Origin of the sequence: Echinimonas agarilytica, from assembly GCF_023703465.1 — a bacterium.
GTDB lineage: Bacteria > Pseudomonadota > Gammaproteobacteria > Enterobacterales > Neiellaceae > Echinimonas > Echinimonas agarilytica.
Genome location: NZ_JAMQGP010000003.1, coordinates 52,688 through 75,595, shown reverse-complemented (window position 1 = coordinate 75,595; position 22,908 = coordinate 52,688). Strand labels below are relative to the sequence as shown.

Here is a 22,908-nt window from a genome sequence, read left to right as displayed (position 1 = left end):
TCGAACGGCTAACGTTCGGAATGAATAAAGCTTTTGCCATAGGCCATAGGAGTTAAACCAAAGAATGATGTGAGCGATTGCCCTACATCTGCAAAGCTGGTTCGTAATCCTAAGTTCTCAGGTGGAATTGATTGACCGAAGGCCAAAACGGGAACATGTTCACGGGTATGATCAGTGCCTTCCCATGTTGGATCGCAGCCATGGTCAGCCGTTAAGATCACAATGTCTTCATCTCCTAGCTGTGCCAGCAACTCTGGTAAACGCTGATCAAAATGTTCAAGTGCCGCAGCGTAGCCAGCAACGTTTCGGCGATGCCCGTACAACATGTCAAAATCTACAAAATTGGAGAAAATTAAAGTTCTATCTCCTGCATCATTCAATGCCTGTAAGGTGCTATCGAATAATGCATCATTGCCATTTGCTTTGTAGTACTGGCTAATTCCTTGGTGCGCAAAAATATCGCCTATCTTGCCCACGCTAAAGACTTGGCCGCCATCGGCAAGTAATTTATCGAGTAGCGTTGGCGCAGGTGGCAGTACAGAGTAATCGCGGCGATTTCCAGTGCGTTCAAAGTTATGAGCTGCCGTGCCTAAAAATGGCCGAGCGATCACACGGCCAATATTATATTCGTCACACAAATCTCTGGCGATATTACAAATTTCATACAACCGACCGAGGCCAAACACCTCTTCATGAACTGCAATTTGAAATACACTGTCGGCAGAGGTGTAGCAAATGGGCAACTGAGTTGCCAAATGTTCTTCGCCCAAACGTTCGAGTATCTCTGTTCCTGAAGCATGGCAATTTCCCAAAATGCCATCCACGCCTGCTCTTTTACAAAATTCTTCAACTAATTCAGGTGGAAAACTATTTGTGGGCTGCTTGAAGTAGCCCCATTCAAATGTCACAGGAACACCCGCTAACTCCCAGTGCCCACTCGGCGTATCTTTGCCAGTCGAAATTTCTTCAGCGAAGCCATGCGCACCAATAATTGAAGCCGTTTGTTCTAACCCTGGAGGAAAAATTCCACCACTCTCCTTACATGCAATACCAAGCCCAAGTCGACTGAGGTTGGGCAACGTTAGCGGCCCTGTTCGTCCTTCTTCTGCATTTCCTGCAGCACATTGCTCAGCGATATGAAGTAGAGTGTTTGAACCTTCATCACCAAACTTATGAGCGTCTTCGGTAGCTCCGACCCCAAAAGAATCCATCACTAAAATCAATGCGCGTTTCACGACGAGCTCCCAGGTTCTGAAGATGCAGGTATTACCCGATGAATTAAAATGTTCTCTTCGGGCGCTTGTGTGGATAAATGATAGGCATTCTGAAGGTTAATAGAGACTTGATTGGCAACCTCTTCTGATTCTGCATGAATCACTGCAAGCGGTTGTCCTTTGCTCACATATTCTCCGGGGAACTTCAGATCAGAAAGACCAACTGCATGGTTAATGTCGTCTGATGGCACCTTACGTGCTCCGCCCAACGGGATCAGTTCCAAACCAATGTCTCGGGTTTGAGTGCTATAAACATAGCCGTCTCGTAACGCCAATACGGGCTTAGTGATCATCGCTTTCGGCATATGCTGTTCGTAAGAAGTCAAAATATGGCTAGGACCACCCAACTCCGAGACCATTTTTTCGAAGTGCTCGGCCGCTTTACCAGACTTCCATGCATGCATCACTTTTGCTTCTGCATCGGCATCCGATGTTGCTAAGCCTGCAGCGCATAAACCCGTTTTCGCCAGCTCTAATGTAACCGTCCAAAGCCGTTGGCTTCTCACTTCACCTTTGAGCAAGGCAATGGCTTCTTTCATTTCAAGAGCGTTGCCCGCGGTGCGAGCCAAAGGCTGCGACATGTCGGTAATAAGCGCAGTGGTATTGGTACCAGCGTTATTTGCAACATTCACGATGCTAGTGGCAAGTTTTAAACCTTCATCAATTGATTGCATGAAAGCCCCATTTCCGACTTTCACATCCATCACCAGCACATCAAGCCCTTCGGCGAGCTTCTTTGCAAGAATGGATGCGGTGATCAAATCAACCGACTCAACTGTACCGGTCACATCTCGAATTGAATATAAACGGCCATCCGCCGGCGCAAGCTCTGCAGTTTGCCCTACAATAGCAACACCACACTCTTTCACCACGCGGCGAAATGTGCCTAAATCAGGGTGAGTGTTGTAGCCTGCAATACTGTCAAATTTATCGAGTGTACCGCCCGTATGCCCCAGGCCTCGTCCTGAAATCATCGGCACATAGCAACCACAAGCAGCAAGAATGGGCCCTAGCACCAAGCTCACAAAGTCACCCACACCGCCTGACGAATGCTTGTCGACCACGGGACCATCAACCATCCATTCCATGACAGAGCCGCTATCTCTGAGCGCTTTAGTCAGCTTTGTTCTTTCACTCAAATTCATGCCATTTAGATAAATAGCCATGGCCATTGCGGCAATTTGTCCTTCGCTCACCGATTCATCAGTAATACCCTGAACAAACCTTAAAATATCTGATTCTGCTAAAGCAGAGCCATCACGTTTTTGTCGAATAACTTCTTGCGCCAGCCACATAGTTAATAGTCTCCTGCTTTCGGTTTAGGTGCGCTGTTGTCACCCAAAGTCGTCAGTAAATGAGTCAATAAGCTTGAAGCGCCCAAACGAAAGCGCGCTGCTGTAACATAATCTGGCCCCAAGATGTCCGATGCCAATTCTATATATTGAGCGGCGTCTTCTGTAGTGCGAATGCCGCCTGCAGGTTTGAAGCCCACAGAAGGCTTTAGTTCTGCAATTGTAGTGAGCATAATTCGGGCCGCCGATAGCGTGGCATTCACCGCCACTTTGCCAGTACTGGTTTTGATGAAATCGGCACCGGATTCAATCGCATCAATGGACGCTTGACGAATCAATTCGGGATTATCGAGCGCCCCAGTTTCTAAGATCACTTTCAGTTGGGCATGCTGGCCACACGCTGCTTTACATTGCTTTACCAGCTCAAGGCCCACGTCTCGGTCACCTGCTAAAAGCGCGTGGTATGGATAAACCACATCCACTTCATGAGCACCTGCAGCAACCGCTAATTGAGTTTGTTCCACAGCGTTTTGGATATCAGAGCTACCGGATGGAAAGTTGGTCACCGTAGCGACTTTGACATGCGACAAACCCAAACTTGCCAGACTCTTCAGGGCAAAGGCAACAAACTGGGGGTAAACACAAACAGCCGCCGTATCACCATAGGAGGTGTGCGCTTTTTCGCAAAGTGCAGCAATAACGGCTTCCGAATCGTCATCATTCAGAGATGTTAAATCCATCAAAGCAATGGCTTGGCGAGCGACAGACTGTGAATAAGACATTGTAATTCCTTCGCATTTCATTTCGATTAAAACTAAAACACAGCACTATGAACGAGCAGTTTGCCCTAAGTGCGAGGCTTCGAAACTTTCACTGATGCGCTATGCTACACCAAACCCTGTCTTAATAGACAGGATTTTAACAAAGTCAGTGACAACATCAGCTTAGCCACAACTTCAGTGATCTGGTTTTACCCTTTATATATTTAAAATCACCCGTTCAATGAAACGAGGTGCCCTTAGCTCAAAGAGAAAAATAACCCGGCTAATGCCGCACTCATAAAATTAGCCATGGACGCAGCCACGACCGCTTTGATGCCCATTCGGGCAATATCGCTGCGTCGATTTGGAGCCATGCCACCGATGCCCCCGAGCAAAATGGCGATGGACGATAAGTTTGCAAAACCACACAAAGCGAACGTCACAATAAGTTGAGAGTGAATAGAAAGCGCGTCTCGATTTTCCACAAAGTCGGCGTAGGCAATAAACTCATTGAGCACCAACTTTTGGCCAATATAACTGCCTGCTTGCAAGGCTTCAGACCAAGGCACACCAATGAGAAAGGCGAGTGGCGAAAAAACATACCCTAACAATAACTCAATACTCACGCCGTCTTGGCCAAACCAACTTGCAACACCACCAACCATACTGTTAAGTAAAGCAATCAATGCGATAAAGGCCAGTAACATTGCCCCGACATTTAACGCTAATTTCAAACCAGAGCTTGCGCCTTGAGCCGCAGCATCCAAGACATTGGCCGGAGCATCTTCTTGCGCTTCATTTTCGAGTTCTTGAATGTCTTGGCGCGGAGCGTCCACTTCCGGTTTCATGAGCTTTGCCATCATTAGGCCACCTGGTGCAGCCATAAAGCAGGCCGCAATCAGATATTTAAGTTCTACGCCCATGCCGGCATAGCCTGCCAACACAGAGCCAGCAACCGATGCTAACCCCCCCACCATAATTGCAAATAGTTCAGATTGGGTCATAGTGGGGATAAACGGTCTCACTACGAGTGGCGCTTCGGTTTGCCCCACAAAAATGTTAGCCGTGGCCGACATGGATTCAGGACGGCTAATGTTCAGTAGCTTTTGCAGCGCGCCACCAATCACTCGAATCACCCATTGCATCACTCCTAGGTAATACAACACCGCGATCAGCGAGGAGAAAAATACGATAATCGGCAATACCCGAACGGCAAACACGAAGCCAACTCCATTGGCAAACATGGCATCGGTGCCCAGCCCGCCGAATAAAAACGATATACCGACTTGAGCGCTATCAATGACGCTTTGTACCGCATTCGTAATCGACAGCAAAATTTGCTGCCCAAACGGAACGTAGATCACCAACGCTGCAATACTGGCTTGAATAAGAAATGCCCCTCCCACCGTTCTCCAACGCACCGCCGAACGGTTATCTGACAGCAGGTATCCAACTGCAAGTAAACTGACAATACCGATCAGACTCATCATCACTGACATACACAATTACTCCTGCCAAATCGGCATATTTTCTTAGGATAGTAAAATAAAAATTTTTCACCGACTCATCATTACAATATCAGTCGTTTTCGTGGCTCTCCGGTGAAGAGGCCTGCTAAAACACAAAACTATCTGGCAATAATTCGCCCACTGTCCATTGTTGTTGAAGCCCACTTGCACATTGGCTAACCACAACCGCATCCTTGTCCATCAATTCAGACATCACCTGCCGACATGCGCCGCAAGGCGTCACAATTGTTTGCGTGGGTGTATAAATTGCGATGGCTGGAAAGCTGTGCGGTTTGTATCCTTGGCTTATCGCTGCAAACAATGCCGTTCGTTCTGCACAGTTTGTCAGACCGTAGGACATGTTCTCAACGTTACAGCCCGGTAAAACCTCCCCCGAGTCTGTCAACAATCCTGCACCCACAGGAAAGTCTGAGTAACAGCAGTGCGCATTTTTGCTAGACGCCCGTGCCACTTCTATCAGTTTTTCAATAGGTAACGTTGTCATGAGAGCAATCTCCAGAAAATGAATATATGACCATACATCATTGAGCCAATTGTCACTATAATGCCGCACAATTAATTACTTTAGGACGTTTTAATCATGGATTTGGCGACAATCGAAGCTTTTGGCTATGTGGGTTCTGTATTTGTTGCAGTCTCTTTGATGATGGCAAATATTAAGAAGCTTCGTTGGATAAACCTGCTTGGTGCGGTTATTTTTACAATCTACGGAGCCGTGATTGAAGCGTACCCAGTGATGCTACTGAATGGTTGGATTTGCCTCACGAATATGTATTACTTATGGAAAATTTACAGCTTTAAAGACTCATTTTCGGTGGTGCACAGCACGCCCTCTAATGCTCAGCTTAAAACCTTAATGCTGGAAGAATATAAAGCCGATATTTTGAAGTTTTTCCCCAATTACAATGACACTTGGGATGAACATCAGACCATTATTACATTACGCAACTTAAAACCGGTAGGGTTGTTTATTTACCGCCCTATCAGCGACGAAGAAATAACGATCTTGGTGGACTATGTAACCCCAGATGTAAGAGACATGAAAAATGCAAAATTCCTTTTTTACAAAGGAATTTCACAACTTAAAAGCCCAAACCTTAAACGTATTTCTGCCAAAAGCGCTGTGAAACAGCATCAACGCTACTTAAATCAATTAGGCTTCCAACAACAGCAAGACGACTTTGTTCTAACCATTCAATGCACACAGTAGTCACCGAGCTAACGACACCCTTCCATGGGCAATATGTAAGACCCATGTTGAAGGATATGCGACGCCACCGCTGGGTTTGCCATCTCCCTATGGCAAAAATCACATTGATTTAAGGCTAACTCAGAGGCCTCAATGCCTTGACTGGTAATGAACTCGTTCGCCACATCACGTGCCTTTTGATCTGATCGCTCGTGGAGAAACACGTCAAAGTGCAGGTATTTTCCACAACTCGACTTTACATGCGTATCAAAAACAAACACTTCCATTTCAAACTCCTTAGTATTGGGCCAGCCACTACGCAGCTCGCCCAATCAATCTCTATTTTAAATCAGCAATAGATGCACCAAAATTGATATGGAATACGTTGCCATCAATGACCATCGCTGGCACCGATTTTACGCCGTTTCGTTCTGCCGTTGATATTTGCGCTGAGTCTTCACCAAGATGCACTGTACTGACCCGAAATTCCGACGGGTTCAGCGCTTTTGCAAATTCAACTTCTGCACTCACACACACTGGGCAACCTGCATGATAAAACGTAGCTTGTTTCATAATTCTCTCCATGCTCCAAAAAATAGTATCGAATCGATACCATGTTAGGTTGGCGTATGATTTTAAGCTTGTCAAGTTGGTTTTGAGTCGATACTATATTTCCATGAAAAATGATCTATTTTACACATTAGAACGCCTTGCAAATCTGTTCCGAAGTGAGTCAAAAGAGGCGATGGGGCAATTAGGTTTACAGCCAGTACACTTAGAAGCGCTTAGCTACTTAAACATTTGCAATCGATATTCAGACACACCTCAAGCCGTGACCGATTATTTGGGCAGTACTAAAGGCACCGTCTCGCAAACACTGAAAATTTTGGAATCTAAGCACCTGATTGAAAAGGTTAAAGATCCTGATGACAAAAGAGTGGTGCATTTAAAATTAACAGTTGATGGTCAGCATTGCATTGACAACTGCTACCCGCCTGAAGGCTTTGGAAAGGTACTCGAAGAATTCGATGAAACAGCGGCGACCGCACTCAATAAACAGCTCAAGCAAATACTGGCTAGCTATCAAAGCCAAGCTGGACGAGAAGGCTTTGGTGTATGTCAGCAGTGTCACTATAACCGCTCAACATCGCATGGCTTTCAATGCGGCCTGACTGAAGATGTGTTGTCGGAACACGACGCTACGCTCATATGTCGTGAGTTTAAATAATCGTTAAGGGCTCAAAGGGTTGAGCCCTTGGTGCTGTTAAGAACTCAGCTCTTGTTCTTCCCAGCTCTGTTTTTTACGGTAAATGGTAGACGGGCTTACTTCTAACAATTCAGCAGCCTTGGGAATATTGCCGCCACAATGCTCTATTGCGCGTTCAATAGCTTGCTTTTCAGTGATCCAAAGCGGCTGCAATGGCACAACTTCCTCAGTTTCCACCACACTCATTTCGACGGCTTCAAAATGCTCTGGCGCTGATTTTTCATGCACTTCAGAATCATTTTCGGTGAGTTCAAGCTCAAATGATTCATCCGGCATCTGCTTGTTTAGCGGAGCCGGCAATTGATTTGCAATCACCTCATCACCATCGTGCAATACGCAAATATTGCGAATAACATTCTGCAATTCACGCACATTGCCAGGCCAATCATAACTGGCGAGTACCGCAGCCGTTGCGGCTGAGAAGCGCTTAAATTGCTTGCCTTCCTCTTTTGAGTAATGTCGCAATAAAGAACTGGCGATTGAAAGCATGTCTCGACCGCGATCGCGAAGTGGTGGTAAGTGAATGGGTACAACAAATAGCCGATAGTATAAGTCTTCGCGAAAACGCCCCTCCTGCACCTCTTTCCATGGATCTCGATTGGTTGCGCACAAGAACCGCACATCTACCTTTTCCTCTTTGCTTCCTCCAACTTTTTGATAACGTCCTGTTTGTACGAAACGCAACAACTTGGTTTGCAGATCTAAGTCCATTTCTCCAATTTCATCCAGAAATAAGGTCCCGCTGTCCGCTTGCGCTGCGGCTCCTTTGCGATCCGTGTTAGCGCCTGTAAACGCCCCTTTAACGTGGCCAAAAATCTCACTTTCCATCAGATCTTTTGGAATGGCACCGCAATTGAGCGCAATAAAAGGCTTGCCCACGCGCGGCCCTTGTTTATGGATGGCTTCGGCACACACCTCTTTGCCTGTTCCGCTTTCTCCGGTAATAAATACAGTGGCTTTACTTGGGGCAACGGCATCAATCATTTTGTAAACTTGCTGCATGGGAAGGCTACTGCCGATAAAGCCGTGGTAACTAGTCCGTTCAACATCCGCTTGATAATCATCCACTAAAGACTGCAAGTTATTCATGCGAAGGGCATTTTTCACAGTCACTTGCAGGCGGCCAGCATCAAAGGGCTTTTCCAGAAAATCAAACACACCTAAGCGCATTGAATCTACGGCTACGTCCACCGAGCCGTGAGCTGTAATGATGATCACCAAGGTGTTCAGATGCTGTGTGCTCATCCACTGCAATACATCCATGCCACTCATATCAGGCAGCTTTAAATCAAGTAACATCACCATGGGTGGCGTTTTCATTAGCTGCCGAATAGCCGCTTCGCCTGTGCTTACACGTTCAACGGTGACGCTCTCGTTCACCAAGTAGGCTTCATAAATAGCGGCCAAAGAGTCACTATCTTCAACCAATAACAATGACGCTTTTGAAGTCATTCCATACCTCCTTTAAGCGCTCGCCACGTTTTCCATATGTGTGCCAATCGCAGCAATAGACTGCTCTAGTAAAGGCTGTAACTGTGGCACAAGCTCACTTAATTGCATCATATTTTCTTCTTTCGATGCCTTTTCGATTTGCAGAGCAAGATCCTGTAAGCGCTTTGCTCCGAAGCTGCCCAAGCTACTTTTAAGCGTATGTGACTCAAGCGTAATTTGCTCAAAAAAGTCTTGTTCTAACGCATTGATAATACATTTAACGCGCCCCTGTGCTTCATCTGTTAGTGTGGACAAAATCGTCAATACCACAGAATGAGATGCATCATGAATCAATCGGTCAAGTACCGCGACATCAAGTAATGGCGGTTCTTCGCTATTGCTATCTGTGGCAAGTACGGCGATCTCTTTGTCTTTCTCTTGAGGTTCAATATTCAATACTTCCAGATATTTATCAGAAACCACGCGCCCCCATTCAACCACTTTCTGGCGGATAAGATTGATATCCAAAGGTTTTGTTAAAAAATCATCCATCCCAGCACTAAGGCACGCTTGTTTATCCTCTTCAAAGGCGTTGGCGGTCATCGCTAAAATAGGAGTTTGTTGATTTGGCCCTTCGTTACAGCGAATCATAAATGTGGCTTCTAGACCATCCATGATCGGCATCGCCACATCCATCAAAATCAGGTCATATTTCAAGATCTGGGCCTTCTCCACCGCAATATGCCCATTCTCCGCAAACTCGATGGTTTCCACATAATTGCCGAGCACCTCAGCGGCCACGGCTCGATTGGATGCGCTATCTTCCACCAGCAACACATGTGGCTTCCATTGCCCAGTTGCAACCGGTGCTGGCTCCTTCGGTCGTTCAATGTCGGCCTCTTTTTGTCGAGAAGGCAGCGGTAGATTAATCACAAAAGTGGTGCCTTGCCCGAGTTGGCTGTGTAGCTCAATGGTGCCGTCCATCATACTGACCAACTGACGTGTGATGGCTAAACCAAGTCCTGTTCCTGAATGGTGGCGCGTTTTACTATCATCCACTTGATAAAACTCATCGAACAGACGTTTTTGCGCAGCTTTATCAATCCCAGGGCCGGAGTCTTTAACTTGCAAGGTTAAACCGGATTCCACACCAAAATAAAGTGACACCTCAACAAATCCTCTTTGAGTAAATTTCACCGCATTACCCAGCAAGTTCAGCACAATTTGACGATACCTTAACGCGTCTCCATAAAATTCCACCGGCATATCATGCTCAAGTGACAAGGTGAGAATTAAACGCTTTTGGCTCGCTGTGGCTTCAAATAAGTCCACTAAGGATTGAGTTGTTTCAGATACTGAAAACCATTCTGGAACCAGCTCTATTTTTCCGGCCTCAATGCGTGAAAAATCCAATACATTGTTCACTAAAGCCATCAATGTATGCCCAGCTTCTCCCGCTGTTTTGACCAAATGATGTTGTTGATGACTGAGAGATGTTTCCCCCAGTAATTGATTCATATTGAGAATGGCATTTAAAGGAGTACGAATCTCATGGCTCATGGTCGCCAAAAACCGGCTTTTGGCTTCGCTGGCGGCTTCGGCGTCCGAGCGTGCTTGTCGAAGCGAAACTTCAACGGCTTTCTGCTCACTTAAATCGGTAAAATGCGCCACATAGTGCGTGATGTCGCCCGCGGCTGTTTTGACCGATGAAATACTCAGTAACTCGGGAAGCAACTCACCATTTTTGCGCCGATTAACCACTTCACCTGACCAGCGCCCGTCTTCATGAAGCTTGGCCCACATCACGTCGTAAAAGTCGTCATCCAATTCTCCCGATGCCAAAATTCGAGGGTTCTGTCCTAACACCTCGTCAGACTCGTATCCTGTAATGCGCGTAAACGCGTTATTTACCCTCACAATGTTGGCATCTTTGTCGGTGATAAAAATGGCTTCGTTGGCATCGAATGCATGAGCTGCCAAGCTCAATTCTTGTTCAAATCGGCGACGTTCGCTAATATCGCGCATAAACGCAGTGAACAATGTTTCATCGCCCACTTCAACATGGCGAATCGCTAATTCACATGGAAACTCATGGCCTTTTTTGTTCAGTGCAGTAAGCTCTAAACGCTGCCCCAATACATTCGACTTTCCGGTTTGTCGAAAGCGTTTCATGCCCGACTTATGCGCTTCTCGCATAGCCTCGGGGATAATCTTATCGGCCAACTCAACGCCAATCATTTCATTGCGAGTAAACCCAAAAATACGTTCGGCGCTTTCGTTATATTCCACCACCCTACCGTTATGATCGATTGTGATCACCGCATCGAGTGCTGAAGAAATGGTCGCGCGGAGCATGGCGCGGTGAGTTTCGAGCAATTCAGACAAACGCAGTTGCACTTCCAGCGATGACTTAAATTCTTTGTGAGAAGCTTCAAGTGACAGCGACATCTGATTAAATGCCTGCGTCACTTCCGACAGCTCATCATGCCCTTTTACTTCGACCTGCACACCGGGGCCTGCCTCTGAAATCTGACGGGCAGCATTTCTAAGACGTCTTAACCTGAGCGTTAAGAATGTTCCTAATAAAAATGAAAATAACGCGACTAGAACCACTTCCAGAATGGCAATACTGGCGCCATAAGAACGCGCATTCCCCATCAGATCACGAAACGATTGAACGTTAATGCCCAGCTCAATGCGACCAACAACGGAACCATCAACCTTAATGTCATTAGTCACATGGAACATACCATCCTCGGACTGAGTGGGAGTCAGCATGAAACGAGCAGGAGGTAATTCAAATTGATTTCCAACCCCAGCTTGCGCCCAAACACTGCCTTTACTGTCAATGAAACGAATATAGGAAATATCGCCACTGCCAATCACCTCTTGCACCATTGCATTGACGCGCAAGCGATCATTTTCCTCCAAGACATCTTTGCTGGTGACGGCCAACGTTTTAACCATCATATGGCCGTAGCGAATTAGCTGCTGCTCATTAGACTCTCTGAGCCATTGCAGACCGCCAAACACCAAAACGCCTAATAAAATACTTTCGATTACGGCAATGCCAATAATCGTTTTGACCCGAAACCCTACCTTCATGATTCCAGTATCCCCTTAAATTTTGAGCCCAGCGAACAAATTAGGTACGTATTGAAAGTAGTTGAGAATTCTGTATTTTTCTGTGAAGCCAAGCATTTAAACGTGGAAGCTTAGCAGACCATTTTCGCAATTTGCGAAGCAATTCTTGTTTCAGTAGTGGGTTGTACTGATCATTAATTACCACGCCCAACAATAATGCCTCTTCGCGCTGTAATTCTTCGTGCGCTTGCCGCAGATGAATGGCTGCAGTTATACCGGCCATATAGCACATGATTACACCATCGCTTGCGGCAACCACGCGAGAAGCAGGTAAATTACCTCGGTTGTTCAAATTCACCGCAGCACAATCAAAGATAATCAACTGATAGTCCTTTTTCCATTGCTGGATACACGCCTCAAGTGCTCCGGGCTCCCGCAGAGCTACAATCGATTCTTTATCCATAGGAGTCGGCATAATGGTCATCTGACCTTTTGGCTCCAAAACCGATGAGTCTGTTAATTTATCACTGCAACCCAATTGAGCTTTACGGTTGGTATTGGCCGAGTGCGGCACACCTTTGCGCCATTGCAATATGTGCTCTTCCGAGCCGCTTTGGACAGGTGCGACATCTCTTGGGTGAAATAGGTTGAAATCGACTACGAGTACTTTTTTGTGGGCTTTTAATGCCCGATTCGCCAACGCATCTACCAGTAAACTCACGCCTTCTCCTGGCATTGCGGATGTGACCGCAATGCAACTTGATGAAGACAGTTGAAGCCGCTGATAAATACGTTCAAGCTCTTGATAATTTGAAGGAAAAATCATTAGATAAACCCCAACAAAGCGCTCACGGTGAGTACGCGAAATACATCTTCCAAGCCTTGGCGTGCCTTTGACCAATCGCTGTCTTTTTCAGAGGGAACATAAACTGTATCGCCCGCTCTGAGTACAGGCAGCATCGAAAAATTACCGGTTTTAGAAAATTCATTTAGGTCGAATGTGCGGGCTTGATCGCGACAACACGACAAGTTCACTACGGTAATTTTTTCGGGATAACCGTCATTGTTCAGTCCACCCGCTTCAGCCAACAAATCAAGCAATGTCATGTCGTCATTAAAGCGATAGCGGCCCGGCTTATTCACCGCTCCCAATACACGAATAGTAGTGTCTTTGGTTTCAGCCAACCAATTTCGGTCTTTCTCAGGAACATAAATTGAATCGCCCGGGCGAACATGAGGCAATAACGACTCATCACCTGTCTCAAAGTACATCGCCAAATCCAATTTAGTCACTTTGGCAGTTGTTCCATTGCGGTGGCTAATTCGCACATTGCTAATGTCTGCGTTACGAGTCGGGCCATCGGCTGCTGCTAAAATATCGAGGAAATGTAATTTCGGATCGAAGCGGTAACGTCCCGGAGCCCCAACTTGGCCAAATAAGTAAATCGAATCGTCTGACGCTTGACGTACCCACTGTGACTTATTGTCGCTTGGATCGTCTGGAAGATCGGGAACCATTACCACGGTCCCAGCCGTAATACGGGGTAAATCTTGTTGGCTCAAATGACCGTTCAAAAAATCATTCAAGTCGAAAATACGTGTATCAGTGGCACCATTTGATGCAGGGAGCACAATGCGAATTTTGGCGGTGTCGGCATTGGGCTTTGGACCACCGGCATGCGCTAATAAGTCCATCAGTGACATTTCGTCTGACCATTCAAAACGCCCGGGACGATTCACCTCTCCGATGACTTTCACAGCGCGATCAGGAGCTACCTTGGTCCAAGACTTTTCATTTAAGTCTGTTTTCTCGGGAACAAAAATCGCGTCACCCGCCATAAGCTCTGGAGTGGTTGCTCCCATGCCTTCGGTGAATGACAACAAATCAAAACGCTCAACACGACCGTCTCTTCGAATCACCCGAATTTGACGCGTTTCTGCAAAGCGCGTAGGGCCACCTGCATTGGCAAGCACATCTAAGAAACCTGCATTTTTGTTGCCTTCATACGCTCCGGGTTTAAACACTTCGCCCATCACATAAACAGTATTCGCTCCTGACTTAATCTCTTCTTGCTGCTTGGGCACAAAGATTGTAGTGCCTGCTTTCAACACCGGCAATGTTGACGCATCACCACTGTCTAAATACCGAGTCAGGTTGAATACTTGTGGTTTGCTGTTAATAATCACACGGATTTGTTCCACACTCGCATAGCGTGTGACACCGCCGGCACGCATTAACATATCAACAAGCGTTGCGTTTTCTTTGAATGAAAAGCTGCCAGGGTTGTAGACCTCGCCAAAGACCTTCACCGCCGTTCTATCTTCAGCGGCATCGCCTTTATCATTTAACGCCTTAGGGTCGAATTTAACAGCCACGTTGCCAATTTTAGGAGACGCAGGAACGAATAAGGTATCGAGTGAATTAAGGCTCGGTAGTTTCTCCATGTCACCTGAATCTAAGTAGGCTTTGTAGTCAAATACGGAACGTTCTCCTGCACGGCGCAGCTGCATTCTGTTGATCTGTGCACCGGAACGCAAACCACCCGCTTCCCTCAGTGCCATCTGAACACTGGCGCCAGCAGGCAATACAATTTCACCAGGTTGCTCTACAAAACCCAGCACATTAATGCGAATTCTGCGCTCTTGAATCATCACTTTCAGACCGCTTAAATCTCGAAATGCTTGACCTAAACGCTGCGCAACTCTGTCTTGCATTTGTGGCTCTGTAAGCCCCGCCACTTCAACGGTGCCCACTTCTGGCAATAGCAATCGACCTTGGCGATCCACTTCAAATGCTCGGTCTAGCGTTGATTCTCCCGGTAAAATAATTCGCACTAAATCACCTGCTTGCACCGCCACAGGATGGGTTGATTCTGACGCCGAACTGACGCCCACAATTGCAATGGATAAAAAGATAATGCTGAAGACTAAACGTAAGTTGTTCATTGGCGACCTCCAGGAAGCATCGCAGGTTCAATCAAACTAATCGTCACGCGGCGATTAGAGTGAAAATGCTCGACAGAATTTCCATCCTCATAGGGCGCACTGGAGCCTTGAGCACGAACAAGCATTCGTTGTTGAGATACGCCCTGAGATTGCAAGTAACTTGCAACCGTTTGCGCGCGCTGTTGAGACAATTGTTTGTTGCCTGAGCCTTGAATATCTGTATGCCCCGTGATCACCATGGCAAGCTCGGCCGACTGAAGCAGCGGCACCACTCGATTGAGTTGATCGCGGTATGCTGGAGTCAGTTCGCTTGAGTCAAACGCAAACTGATTGTTGCTATTGAGCAAAGGGTGTAAGCCGTCGATCAATTGTGACGAGCTCATGCCTGCAATCCCTGTTGGTTTACATGCCCCCCCGCGTTTCACGTGATCTAATCGCTCTTCTAATGTGTGTAAAAAATGTTGTTGAATTTCAATATCGTTTGCCGCGTCGAGCGCCAAACCGCCTTGCAGTTCACGCATCATGCGCTGCTCTCGTAAACGCGCCTGAGCGACTGATGCAGGAAAACAAAGCTCTGCACCTTCAAGCACAAGAAGATCCAAGTGATGTTTGACGATGGTCATTTCAAACTTCAAACCATGTTCAGGCCCCATTGGGGTGTCACTTGAGCTGTCTAACCATCCCAACAAGTTGGATTCGTGCTCAGCCATTCCTCCGCGCCCTTCTTGCGGCCAAGGCGTAGAAGCACATCCTACCGCTGACAAGGCCAATAATGAGCAAATGAGTGTACGCATGGTGTTCTCCTGAATCTCAATGCAACAATTAAGCTGCTACGCCAACAATGCCGGTTTCACCGACCATGGCCGTTTTGTCTTCGTACATTGGAATCGCACGATGCACATGGAGCATTTCAAGTAGTTTTCGTGGAGCGCCTTTCACTCCGCACAAATAAAGCGCGCCACCTGATGCGCGTAAACGCTTAAACATAAACACCAATGCGCCGATTCCAGATGCATCTAAAGCATCCACATCGTTCATATCAACCACCACGTTGTGGCCGGCGTACTGATGACAAATATTTTCGAAACGCTGATTCATTGAAGTACACGCATCTGCGTTAAAAGCGCCATGCAACTCAAGTGTTAAGTCGCCTTGGGGAGTCGTATGAAATGATGACAACATGAGCATCTCCAACCTTTTTGATTCTGATAAACACTGCCACTCAGTGCTTGCTTACCAGTGATAAAGCTAAAGTCATGCCATGAATTTTTATTTCAATAAAATCAGAATTTTAGATAGGATAAATAGAAACAAAATAACAACTTTTGCATTTTGCGATTCGGCAATTCAAAGAGAAAGATGGGAATGAAAAGAGTACTCATTGAAGCGCCAGAAACTGGCGCTCAGAAGGCAAAATCGAAGCTGAACCTATTGGCCTTTTCTAAGAAAGACCACCGCTGCGGTTTTGAACAATATCGACCACTCTAAAAATATCCAGTACGAATAGCGCGACAACGACAATGCATAGCTATGATCGAATGCCGCTTTGTTCCGCACATCTTCAATGCAGCCATCATACCCCTGCGAGACCTGCGCTAGGCCTGTGATGCCAGGTTTAAGGCCAAATGTGCGCTCCTTAAAAAATGGAATGGCACGCTCAAGTTTGCCATAAAACTCTGGACGCTCAGGCCGAGGTCCCACCACACTCATGTCGCCTCTGAGTACATTAAAAAACTGTGGCAGTTCATCGAGTCGAGTGCAACGGAGAAAGCGTCCAACACGCGTGATCCTAGGATCGTTGTGCGTTGCCCACACGGCGCCACTGTTCAATTCTGCATGTTGCTGCATGGATCTAAACTTAATCACATAAATCAGCTCTGTTCGCTGATGCGTCATTTTTCCCACACGTAATTGTCGATAAAACACGGGCCCCGACGAGTCGACTCGGATAGCAATTGCAACCAAAATCATCACCGGAGCTGTGACTATGAGCATCACCAATGAAAGGATAATGTCTTGGATCCGCTTGCTGAGAGTGATTAGCGGATCACGATAGCCATCAAAGTACTCACGTTTAAACCGATATACCACATACTCAAGGCTCCCATAAAAACAGGCCGCATGCCCTTCAATCAGGTAATTCAAAGTTTTCATCACATTGGGAAATGAAATACTAGGGAACACACGAGGCAGCAGAGCTAGCGAATACCCAGCCAATTGGAGCCCCAAAAGGACACCAAACATCAAGGATTCAAACGCCAAATAAGCACTGCCGAATGCGCTCACTATGAGCAGTAGCGGTACAGCAACACGCAACGCTTTGCCACTAAAGAAGGCAAACGCTTGTCCTTTAAAGCGCGGCAACATCATGTGACGCAAGCGCACCACTTGCTGAAGGTTTCCGGCCCCTATTCGTTTGCGTCGCGCGCGGTCTAAATCATCATTCGCCTGTTCTAACTCAACCGCACAAATATCCGGTTCATGCACAGCCCTATACCCGTTCGCCATGATGTTCATCGGCAGTACAAAGTCGTCATTAATGGTATCTTCACGCAACGGCACAAAGGCTTGGCGTCGAATCAAGTAAAACGCGCCATGTGCGCCAAGCAAAGCGCCTAAGTTGGCTTCATTTTCACGCACTTTTCGCTGATATTGCCAATACTTTTGCTCACCTTCCGAACCGGGATTTAACAGTTGGTAATGCCCACAGACCACACCCACTGAGTGATTCTCAAAGTGCGACGCAGCAATTAGCATGGCATCCACTGAAATGAGTGCTGACACATCCGATAAAGCCACCACATCAGCTTCACTTTGACCAATAGCTTCGTTCAGCACCGCCACTTTGCCACGATTTTTAAGGTGCTCAACCACTTGAATATCAACATCACAAAAGTGCATGCTCTGTAATGTTTGACGGGCAATCTCAGCGGTATCATCAGTGCAACCATCGCACACCAAGCGCACTCTTATTTTGTTAGACGGGTAGTCCAGTGCAGAGATCATCATCAACTTGGCCGCCACAAATTCAGCTTCGTTATAGGCTGGAATAATCAAATCAATGAACGGTAGATCTTGATCGTTCTCGGTTTGGCTAAAGTGGCGCACTATGGGCGCCGAGTTGGACTTAGAAGCAGCCTTCGGTTTAGCGCTCCAAAGTCGAAGTACGATAGGATAAAGCGCATGATGGTATACCACCAAAAACATGGCCAACAGTGTGATAACCGCGATGGATGTAGTCATAATAATCACCTATGCACAATGATTTCTAAGGGCAGCGTAATGACGCACTGTGGCGCGTAAATCACCGCTTTGCTTGACGAAATGGCGAGGACTTTCTTGATGAGTACGACCTATTTCAGTTTCTAAAGCTTGAGCCAGAGCAAATGGCGAGCCCGGCTCAACCAGCTTTCCTGTGCGTGGGCAAAGCGCCTCATGACTGGCGCCAACATGGGTCACCACTGCTGGGATACCACAAGCTTGCGCTTCTAAAATCACCAGCGACAAGCCTTCAAAGAAAGACGGCAAGCAGAACAAGTCCAATGATTGATAGAAGGTTGGCATGGTTTCAATCGCCCCTAAAAAGTGAACACGATGAGATATATTCGCTGCCTGAGCTTGCTGCTCAAGGGCCGCTCGTTGTGATCCGTCACCGGCAAGTACAAGATGTATTTTCGGGTCTAGAATGGCCATCGCTTCAAGCAACACCTTGTGGCCTTTTTCAAGTTCCAAACGTCCTGCGCAACCAATGAGTGGCACGTTTTCAGGCAATTTCAGACACTTGCGTGCATCGGCTTTATCTCCTGTGACAAATTGGTGGGTATTTACACCATTTTTGATAATGCGGATTTGCTCTCGATTTAATCCCAGCGATTGTTGCATATCGCGCGCCACGAGATCGGCGTCAGCCACCAACATCGGATTCACTCGAGCGATGATCCATTGCTGTAATAGACGGCGCTTTGAATCGCGTAAATGCCATGCGTCATGTTCAGTGTGAATCACAGTTTTGATACCGGCTAAGCGCGCAGCCAAGCCTCCATAAATCAACGGCCCAATATGATGCGTATGTACTGCATTGGCGTTTAGAGACTTCAAAAGTCGACGCAATCTAATAAGCAACAGCAACGATAATCCAGTCTTTTTATTCATAAAAATCAACCGGTCAGAACACGCTTTTAAGCGAGGCCATGCGTTTAACGCGGCTTGTTTATCGCCCTCTAGCGAAATGATGTATGCATCGTCATCACCATTCTCAATTCGTTGTAAATCTAACGCCATGGTTTCGATACCACCGGGGCGAAGGTGCTGTACAACTTGAACCCAAACACTCATATATATTCTCCTAAAGAGGGGGAATTCGGCTCAGTACACTGACACCGAGTAATTTCTCGACGTCGGATGAACTGCGTAAACTCGAATCGCTCAGCTCAGCGAATAATGCCAACCCAGATCCAGCTAAAACGCCACCGAATAAACCTGTAATCATGAACATCCACCACGGTAAGTTTGAAGCGCCACTAGGGGTAAACGGACGATCAATAATTTTGATACGTTCAGATTGCTCGAATACTCCCAGCGCTCCTGTCACCTGCGCCATTTCATACCGCGTCAACAAATCTTCATATAGCGTGCGCTTTACCCGTAAATCGCGTTGCAGAGCGAGTAACTGACGTTCCTGCTCTCCGACGGACCCAATTTGAGCGCTCAAATCTTCAGCCATGGCTTGCAATTGAGTGACTTCCTCTTGCAACGCATTAACTCGCTGATGCGCGGTTTGAAGCGCTTCGTATTGCACAATCATCATGGTGGTACCCGCATTTGCTAACGACAATGTGGTGGGCAAAGAAGGTTGTTTTTTGGTTTGCTGGTGGCCCGAAGTAGCATGTTCAAGTGCACTATTTCGCTCTTGCTCTAAACGTCTCAAGTTGCGCTCTACGGCTTGCACTTGAGAATGACCATTGGTGTAACGTGACATCAAATTGACTAATTCTGCACGCTGGTTAATGATCTGCTCTTCAAGTCTAGCCACCACGGGGTCAGTGCGTGTCATTTGTTGGTCAAGCGTTCCTAAGCCTTGCTTTGCACCCGCTAATTCCGCTTGGCGTTCTAATAGTTTTTGGCGAATACGAGATAAGCGCTCTGTATTGGCTGAATGAAGTTCAGGCAGGCCATCGGCATTTTCTGAGCGGAAATTAGCAAGCGCAATTTCTGCCAACTCCAATTGCTCACGACTTCTGAGCAAGTGAGTCTGTAAGAAACGTTCAGATTCACGGATGGATGAACGCTCCGGAGCTAAAAGTTCTTCGATAAAGTAATCGCTAATGCATTGCAGTATTTCACTCATTCCTTGAGGAGAATTCGACTTGTAGTCAATCCGAATAAGATCTTTGCCTACTTTTGATACCGTCAGAGCATTGGACAATTCAGAAATCACCGCGTCGCGTTGCGCAGGTTCGGAATCGTCATTGATGAGCCCTACATCGTCAGCCACCTGAGTCAGAATGTGGCGACTGTGCAGCAATGTTGTCAGTGCACTCATTCGCCCTTCGAGATTAGATGACACGGCTAAATCCTCTAAAAATGGATTGAGCTTGGCGGTTTCCTGTACCAACATACTGGTGTGCGATTGATACAAACGGGGCGACACTTTCGCCACCACAATGCCCAATATTGGAAGCACAAGAATAGGCACCACGATCAACCAGCGCCGCCGCCAGGCGGCATCGAGAATCATGTAAAGACGCGGTAGTAATTCTCCCATGGGAGCCTCCAATATGAGGAACTGCGAGTTTTGATGCAGCACATCTGGTCTTGCTGAGCATCAACTCGTCACAAACTTATAGCGAACATAGCCAGATATGTGCCAATGAAAATTAATCAATATTAATCAATCGCTTAACTTTAAATAATTAAACTATCCTGCTCCCATTCTCAAAATGCAAAGCGTAAATATGGCATCGTTTAGTAATAAAAAAGGCATTTGAAATTTCGCTTTAATTTCCATATGAAATACGCCCAAACTGCCAAGTTGCGATGATGATCAATGGAGTTATTGAAGAGATACGTGCCATGGGATTTAAATTGAGGATGTGACAGCTCAGCAAAACGCACCTGAATTGCTGAGCTAAAGTGAGAAATAATTGGTATTCATGATGATGACAACACAGTTTGAAGCTGCTGCGCTCTGGCTAACCAAGACTCGTGCTTAACGCAGGCACGCCGCTCATGATGAAAGCTTGAGTACGAATTCTCAATTGCAAGCAACGCGTTCACCATTTGCTCTGCTGAAGTCACTTCATTAACCACGGACCGATACGGTTCAAGCGCTGGAAACGGCGTACTCACAACGGGCTTGCCAACCGCTAGATACTCTCGAAGCTTTAACGGGTTACACGCATGAATCTGCTCGCAATCTCGAAATGGCAAAAGTGAAGCCTGCCAGTGCTGCGCATAACGAGGCAACAAATGATGCGCCACTGGCGGTAACAACTCAATATTCTCAACAGTCTTAATGGCCGATAAGTCGGTCTCGACTCGCCCCATCAATACAAACCGCCAGTTGGGTAATGCCCGTGCAACTTGGGCCAACATAGATAAGTCCAACCAATCGGCAATACTGCCGTAAAAGCCAGCCACTGGACGCTGACCTTCTAAAACTTGCGCACAAGGTGCAGGAGTAGAAAATAACGCGGTATCAACGCCATGCTCCACTAGCATGGTTTTATTTTTCCAATTTGAAATTGCGTTAAATTTATGATGCAAAGTCGCACTGGCCACCAGAATGTGCGTTGATTTGTGTGCCAGTTCGCGTTCACACTGAGCCACATGCGCATGATCAACCCCCGCCAAAGCACTGAAGTCATCCCCGCAGTAATACAACACTTTCGATTCATTTAAGTGCCCTACCCAATCCACTGCAGTGGGCAAAGAAACCCATAAATCTCGGCGCCTCATACACATGCGCTTCGCCACTCGTCGAATTTGCCAAGACAAAATGCCCCGATTCAATGCCCGAACCAAACGGCTTCTAGCCGCAGGAAACACCCAAGGCGAAATGACCTGAAACTGACTAAACCGGTGTTCAACATCATCCACGCTGGAACCTTCATTATTTGCAAAGTTGCCCATTCCAAACCAAGACTTCACTTTTTCAAGCACTCGTACCGCATCACGAATGGTTAAGCGCGGACGGCGTAACCCAATAGAATTAACCCAAATTAACTTCCGATCTCGGCCCAACTCTTTGATTAAATGCTGCGTGCTACTTGGATGACGATTCCAGTCTTCACCAAAAACAATCAAATCATGCTTCATGATTCGTCCCCTCCAAATGCCGAATCACACGAGCAGGAACGCCACCAGCAAGCACTCCCGCAGGCAAGTCAGTGGTGACCACACTACCTGCAGCGACGATAGAGCCGCGTCCGATCGTAACGCCGGCCATGACCTTAACGCCTGTGGCTAACCAAACATCTTCTTCAAGTACAATGTCGCCCACTTGAGATTCATCTTCAGGCTCGCCCAATGCCCGACGTTTAGCATCCAAGGGATGACCCGGATACCCCGCTAAAAAGCATCCTCCGGCCATTCGAACATTGTCGTGGATCATCACTCTTTGCCCGACCGCAATGGTCGTTTGCCAGCCCACATCAACATTATCCCCAATGAAAAGTAGGGGTTGAGTAAGCGCGTGAGCACGCGCAGAAAAAGTGGTGTGTCCAGAAATCCGGCAACGGTCCCCAACATGAATCTGCAAGCCATCTGACAACAGCGGCAGACCACCATAGAGGTAGAGCGCTCGACTTGTTCCTATGACTTGACTGCGAAACAATGGCGTCCACCACAGCACTCTTATCATACTGCTGAAGCTATTTGTCACCAGTAAATATATGCGATAGAAAAGTGAAAACAACAACGGAATGCGCGGCAGTTGAAGCTGACGACACGACTTCAACAAGCGAAACAAATTTCGAGCTAAAGGAGTGTTACCCTGCTTCAGCCAGAGGCGTGTTCGATACATCAATACAGTGGTCATAGTAAAGCCTTTATTCAATGAACCTGATTGAGATTTGCATGAAGCCTGCCAACTTAGAATTCGAATTAAAAACAACACCTTAAAATGGAAAAACTCG

The 22,908-nt window shown here is 46.8% G+C and carries 20 protein-coding genes; 2 read left to right on the top strand and 18 right to left on the bottom strand.

All coding sequences use genetic code 11. The features are described from left to right. Positions 1–8: 8 nt before the first annotated feature. From NAF29_RS07735 to NAF29_RS07715, 5 genes are all read right to left on the bottom strand, one after another. Positions 9–1,235, bottom strand: coding sequence for a phosphopentomutase (locus NAF29_RS07735; RefSeq protein WP_251261005.1), 1,227 nt, complete (start codon positions 1,233–1,235; stop codon positions 9–11). Next, on the bottom strand, positions 1,232–2,569 hold the full coding sequence (gene deoA, locus NAF29_RS07730) for a thymidine phosphorylase (protein ID WP_251261004.1): 1,338 nt from the start codon (positions 2,567–2,569) through the stop codon (positions 1,232–1,234). The genes NAF29_RS07735 and deoA overlap by 4 nt, the downstream gene beginning before the upstream one ends. Positions 2,570–2,571: 2 nt before the next feature. Continuing rightward, positions 2,572–3,348 (bottom strand): deoxyribose-phosphate aldolase, encoded by a 777-nt coding sequence (gene deoC, locus NAF29_RS07725; protein ID WP_251261003.1) that lies wholly within the window; start codon positions 3,346–3,348, stop codon positions 2,572–2,574. Positions 3,349–3,584: 236 nt separating this feature from the next. Next, on the bottom strand, positions 3,585–4,826 hold the full coding sequence (locus NAF29_RS07720) for a NupC/NupG family nucleoside CNT transporter (RefSeq protein ID WP_251261002.1): 1,242 nt from the start codon (positions 4,824–4,826) through the stop codon (positions 3,585–3,587). 115 nt (positions 4,827–4,941) lie between these two features. After that, complete coding sequence (locus NAF29_RS07715) at positions 4,942–5,340, bottom strand: cytidine deaminase (protein ID WP_251261001.1); 399 nt, start codon at positions 5,338–5,340, stop codon at positions 4,942–4,944. Positions 5,341–5,436: 96 nt separating this feature from the next. Between NAF29_RS07715 and NAF29_RS07710 the strand changes: the two genes are divergently transcribed. Then, positions 5,437–6,066: a hypothetical protein gene (locus NAF29_RS07710; protein WP_251261000.1), complete on the top strand. Its 630-nt coding sequence runs from the start codon at positions 5,437–5,439 to the stop codon at positions 6,064–6,066. 8 nt (positions 6,067–6,074) lie between these two features. On the opposite strand, the gene NAF29_RS07705 is transcribed toward NAF29_RS07710, so the two are convergent. Further along, on the bottom strand, positions 6,075–6,332 hold the full coding sequence (locus NAF29_RS07705; RefSeq protein ID WP_251260999.1) for a DUF2024 family protein: 258 nt from the start codon (positions 6,330–6,332) through the stop codon (positions 6,075–6,077). A 52-nt stretch (positions 6,333–6,384) separates the two neighbouring features. Next, positions 6,385–6,618, bottom strand: a complete 234-nt coding sequence (locus tag NAF29_RS07700) for a thioredoxin family protein (protein WP_251260998.1) — start codon at positions 6,616–6,618, stop codon at positions 6,385–6,387. Between the two features lie 103 nt (positions 6,619–6,721). On the opposite strand from NAF29_RS07700, the gene NAF29_RS07695 reads away from it, so the two are divergent. After that, positions 6,722–7,273 (top strand): MarR family winged helix-turn-helix transcriptional regulator, encoded by a 552-nt coding sequence (locus NAF29_RS07695; RefSeq protein WP_251260997.1) that lies wholly within the window; start codon positions 6,722–6,724, stop codon positions 7,271–7,273. 36 nt (positions 7,274–7,309) lie between these two features. On the opposite strand, the gene NAF29_RS07690 is transcribed toward NAF29_RS07695, so the two are convergent. The 11 genes from NAF29_RS07690 to NAF29_RS07635 form a co-directional block, all read right to left on the bottom strand. Then, a complete protein-coding gene (locus NAF29_RS07690; RefSeq protein WP_251260996.1) occupies positions 7,310–8,764 on the bottom strand; it encodes a sigma-54-dependent transcriptional regulator in 1,455 nt (484 codons plus the stop codon). A 12-nt stretch (positions 8,765–8,776) separates the two neighbouring features. Continuing rightward, entirely contained in the window at positions 8,777–11,848 is a 3,072-nt protein-coding gene (locus tag NAF29_RS07685) for a PAS domain S-box protein (protein WP_251260995.1), read from the bottom strand. A gap of 40 nt (positions 11,849–11,888) precedes the next feature. Continuing rightward, the gene (locus NAF29_RS07680) at positions 11,889–12,653 is read right to left on the bottom strand and encodes a tyrosine-protein kinase family protein (RefSeq protein WP_251260994.1); all 765 of its coding nucleotides are present in this window, start codon (positions 12,651–12,653) and stop codon (positions 11,889–11,891) included. Next, positions 12,653–14,773: an SLBB domain-containing protein gene (locus tag NAF29_RS07675; RefSeq protein ID WP_251260993.1), complete on the bottom strand. Its 2,121-nt coding sequence runs from the start codon at positions 14,771–14,773 to the stop codon at positions 12,653–12,655. Before NAF29_RS07675 ends, NAF29_RS07680 begins: the two co-directional genes overlap by 1 nt. Continuing rightward, the gene (locus tag NAF29_RS07670) at positions 14,770–15,567 is read right to left on the bottom strand and encodes an OmpA family protein (RefSeq protein ID WP_251260992.1); all 798 of its coding nucleotides are present in this window, start codon (positions 15,565–15,567) and stop codon (positions 14,770–14,772) included. The genes NAF29_RS07675 and NAF29_RS07670 overlap by 4 nt, the downstream gene beginning before the upstream one ends. A 28-nt stretch (positions 15,568–15,595) precedes the next feature. After that, complete coding sequence (locus tag NAF29_RS07665) at positions 15,596–15,955, bottom strand: STAS domain-containing protein (RefSeq protein ID WP_251260991.1); 360 nt, start codon at positions 15,953–15,955, stop codon at positions 15,596–15,598. A gap of 246 nt (positions 15,956–16,201) precedes the next feature. Beyond that, positions 16,202–18,016 (bottom strand): sugar transferase, encoded by a 1,815-nt coding sequence (locus NAF29_RS18235; protein ID WP_285817672.1) that lies wholly within the window; start codon positions 18,014–18,016, stop codon positions 16,202–16,204. Between the two features lie 9 nt (positions 18,017–18,025). Further along, the gene (locus NAF29_RS07650; RefSeq protein ID WP_251260990.1) at positions 18,026–19,108 is read right to left on the bottom strand and encodes a glycosyltransferase; all 1,083 of its coding nucleotides are present in this window, start codon (positions 19,106–19,108) and stop codon (positions 18,026–18,028) included. Positions 19,109–19,118: 10 nt separating this feature from the next. Next, complete coding sequence (locus NAF29_RS07645; RefSeq protein ID WP_251260989.1) at positions 19,119–20,537, bottom strand: GumC family protein; 1,419 nt, start codon at positions 20,535–20,537, stop codon at positions 19,119–19,121. A gap of 386 nt (positions 20,538–20,923) precedes the next feature. Continuing rightward, positions 20,924–22,090 carry a glycosyltransferase gene (locus tag NAF29_RS07640; protein ID WP_251260988.1) on the bottom strand — a complete coding sequence of 389 codons (1,167 nt, stop codon included), beginning with the start codon at positions 22,088–22,090 and terminating at the stop codon, positions 20,924–20,926. Next, positions 22,080–22,811, bottom strand: coding sequence for an acyltransferase (locus tag NAF29_RS07635; RefSeq protein ID WP_251260987.1), 732 nt, complete (start codon positions 22,809–22,811; stop codon positions 22,080–22,082). The genes NAF29_RS07640 and NAF29_RS07635 overlap by 11 nt, the downstream gene beginning before the upstream one ends. Positions 22,812–22,908: the final 97 nt, after the last annotated feature.

Bases quoted from the DNA above. Each gene is read 5' to 3' on its own strand.
- deoA (WP_251261004.1), bottom strand. From the start codon at position 2,569: ATGTGGCTGGCGCAAGAAGTTATTCGACAAAAACGTGATGGCTCTGCT.
- deoC (WP_251261003.1), bottom strand. From the start codon at position 3,348: ATGTCTTATTCACAGTCTGTCGCTCGCCAAGCCATTGCTTTGATGGAT.
- NAF29_RS07720 (WP_251261002.1), bottom strand. From the start codon at position 4,826: ATGTCAGTGATGATGAGTCTGATCGGTATTGTCAGTTTACTTGCAGTT.
- NAF29_RS07715 (WP_251261001.1), bottom strand. From the start codon at position 5,340: ATGACAACGTTACCTATTGAAAAACTGATAGAAGTGGCACGGGCGTCT.
- NAF29_RS07710 (WP_251261000.1), top strand. From the start codon at position 5,437: ATGGATTTGGCGACAATCGAAGCTTTTGGCTATGTGGGTTCTGTATTT.
- NAF29_RS07705 (WP_251260999.1), bottom strand. From the start codon at position 6,332: ATGGAAGTGTTTGTTTTTGATACGCATGTAAAGTCGAGTTGTGGAAAA.
- NAF29_RS07700 (WP_251260998.1), bottom strand. From the start codon at position 6,618: ATGAAACAAGCTACGTTTTATCATGCAGGTTGCCCAGTGTGTGTGAGT.
- NAF29_RS07695 (WP_251260997.1), top strand. From the start codon at position 6,722: ATGAAAAATGATCTATTTTACACATTAGAACGCCTTGCAAATCTGTTC.
- NAF29_RS07690 (WP_251260996.1), bottom strand. From the start codon at position 8,764: ATGACTTCAAAAGCGTCATTGTTATTGGTTGAAGATAGTGACTCTTTG.
- NAF29_RS07685 (WP_251260995.1), bottom strand. From the start codon at position 11,848: ATGAAGGTAGGGTTTCGGGTCAAAACGATTATTGGCATTGCCGTAATC.
- NAF29_RS07680 (WP_251260994.1), bottom strand. From the start codon at position 12,653: ATGATTTTTCCTTCAAATTATCAAGAGCTTGAACGTATTTATCAGCGG.
- NAF29_RS07675 (WP_251260993.1), bottom strand. From the start codon at position 14,773: ATGAACAACTTACGTTTAGTCTTCAGCATTATCTTTTTATCCATTGCA.
- NAF29_RS07670 (WP_251260992.1), bottom strand. From the start codon at position 15,567: ATGCGTACACTCATTTGCTCATTATTGGCCTTGTCAGCGGTAGGATGT.
- NAF29_RS07665 (WP_251260991.1), bottom strand. From the start codon at position 15,955: ATGTTGTCATCATTTCATACGACTCCCCAAGGCGACTTAACACTTGAG.
- NAF29_RS18235 (WP_285817672.1), bottom strand. From the start codon at position 18,016: ATGACTACATCCATCGCGGTTATCACACTGTTGGCCATGTTTTTGGTG.
- NAF29_RS07650 (WP_251260990.1), bottom strand. From the start codon at position 19,108: ATGAGTGTTTGGGTTCAAGTTGTACAGCACCTTCGCCCCGGTGGTATC.
- NAF29_RS07645 (WP_251260989.1), bottom strand. From the start codon at position 20,537: ATGGGAGAATTACTACCGCGTCTTTACATGATTCTCGATGCCGCCTGG.
- NAF29_RS07640 (WP_251260988.1), bottom strand. From the start codon at position 22,090: ATGAAGCATGATTTGATTGTTTTTGGTGAAGACTGGAATCGTCATCCA.
- NAF29_RS07635 (WP_251260987.1), bottom strand. From the start codon at position 22,811: ATGACCACTGTATTGATGTATCGAACACGCCTCTGGCTGAAGCAGGGT.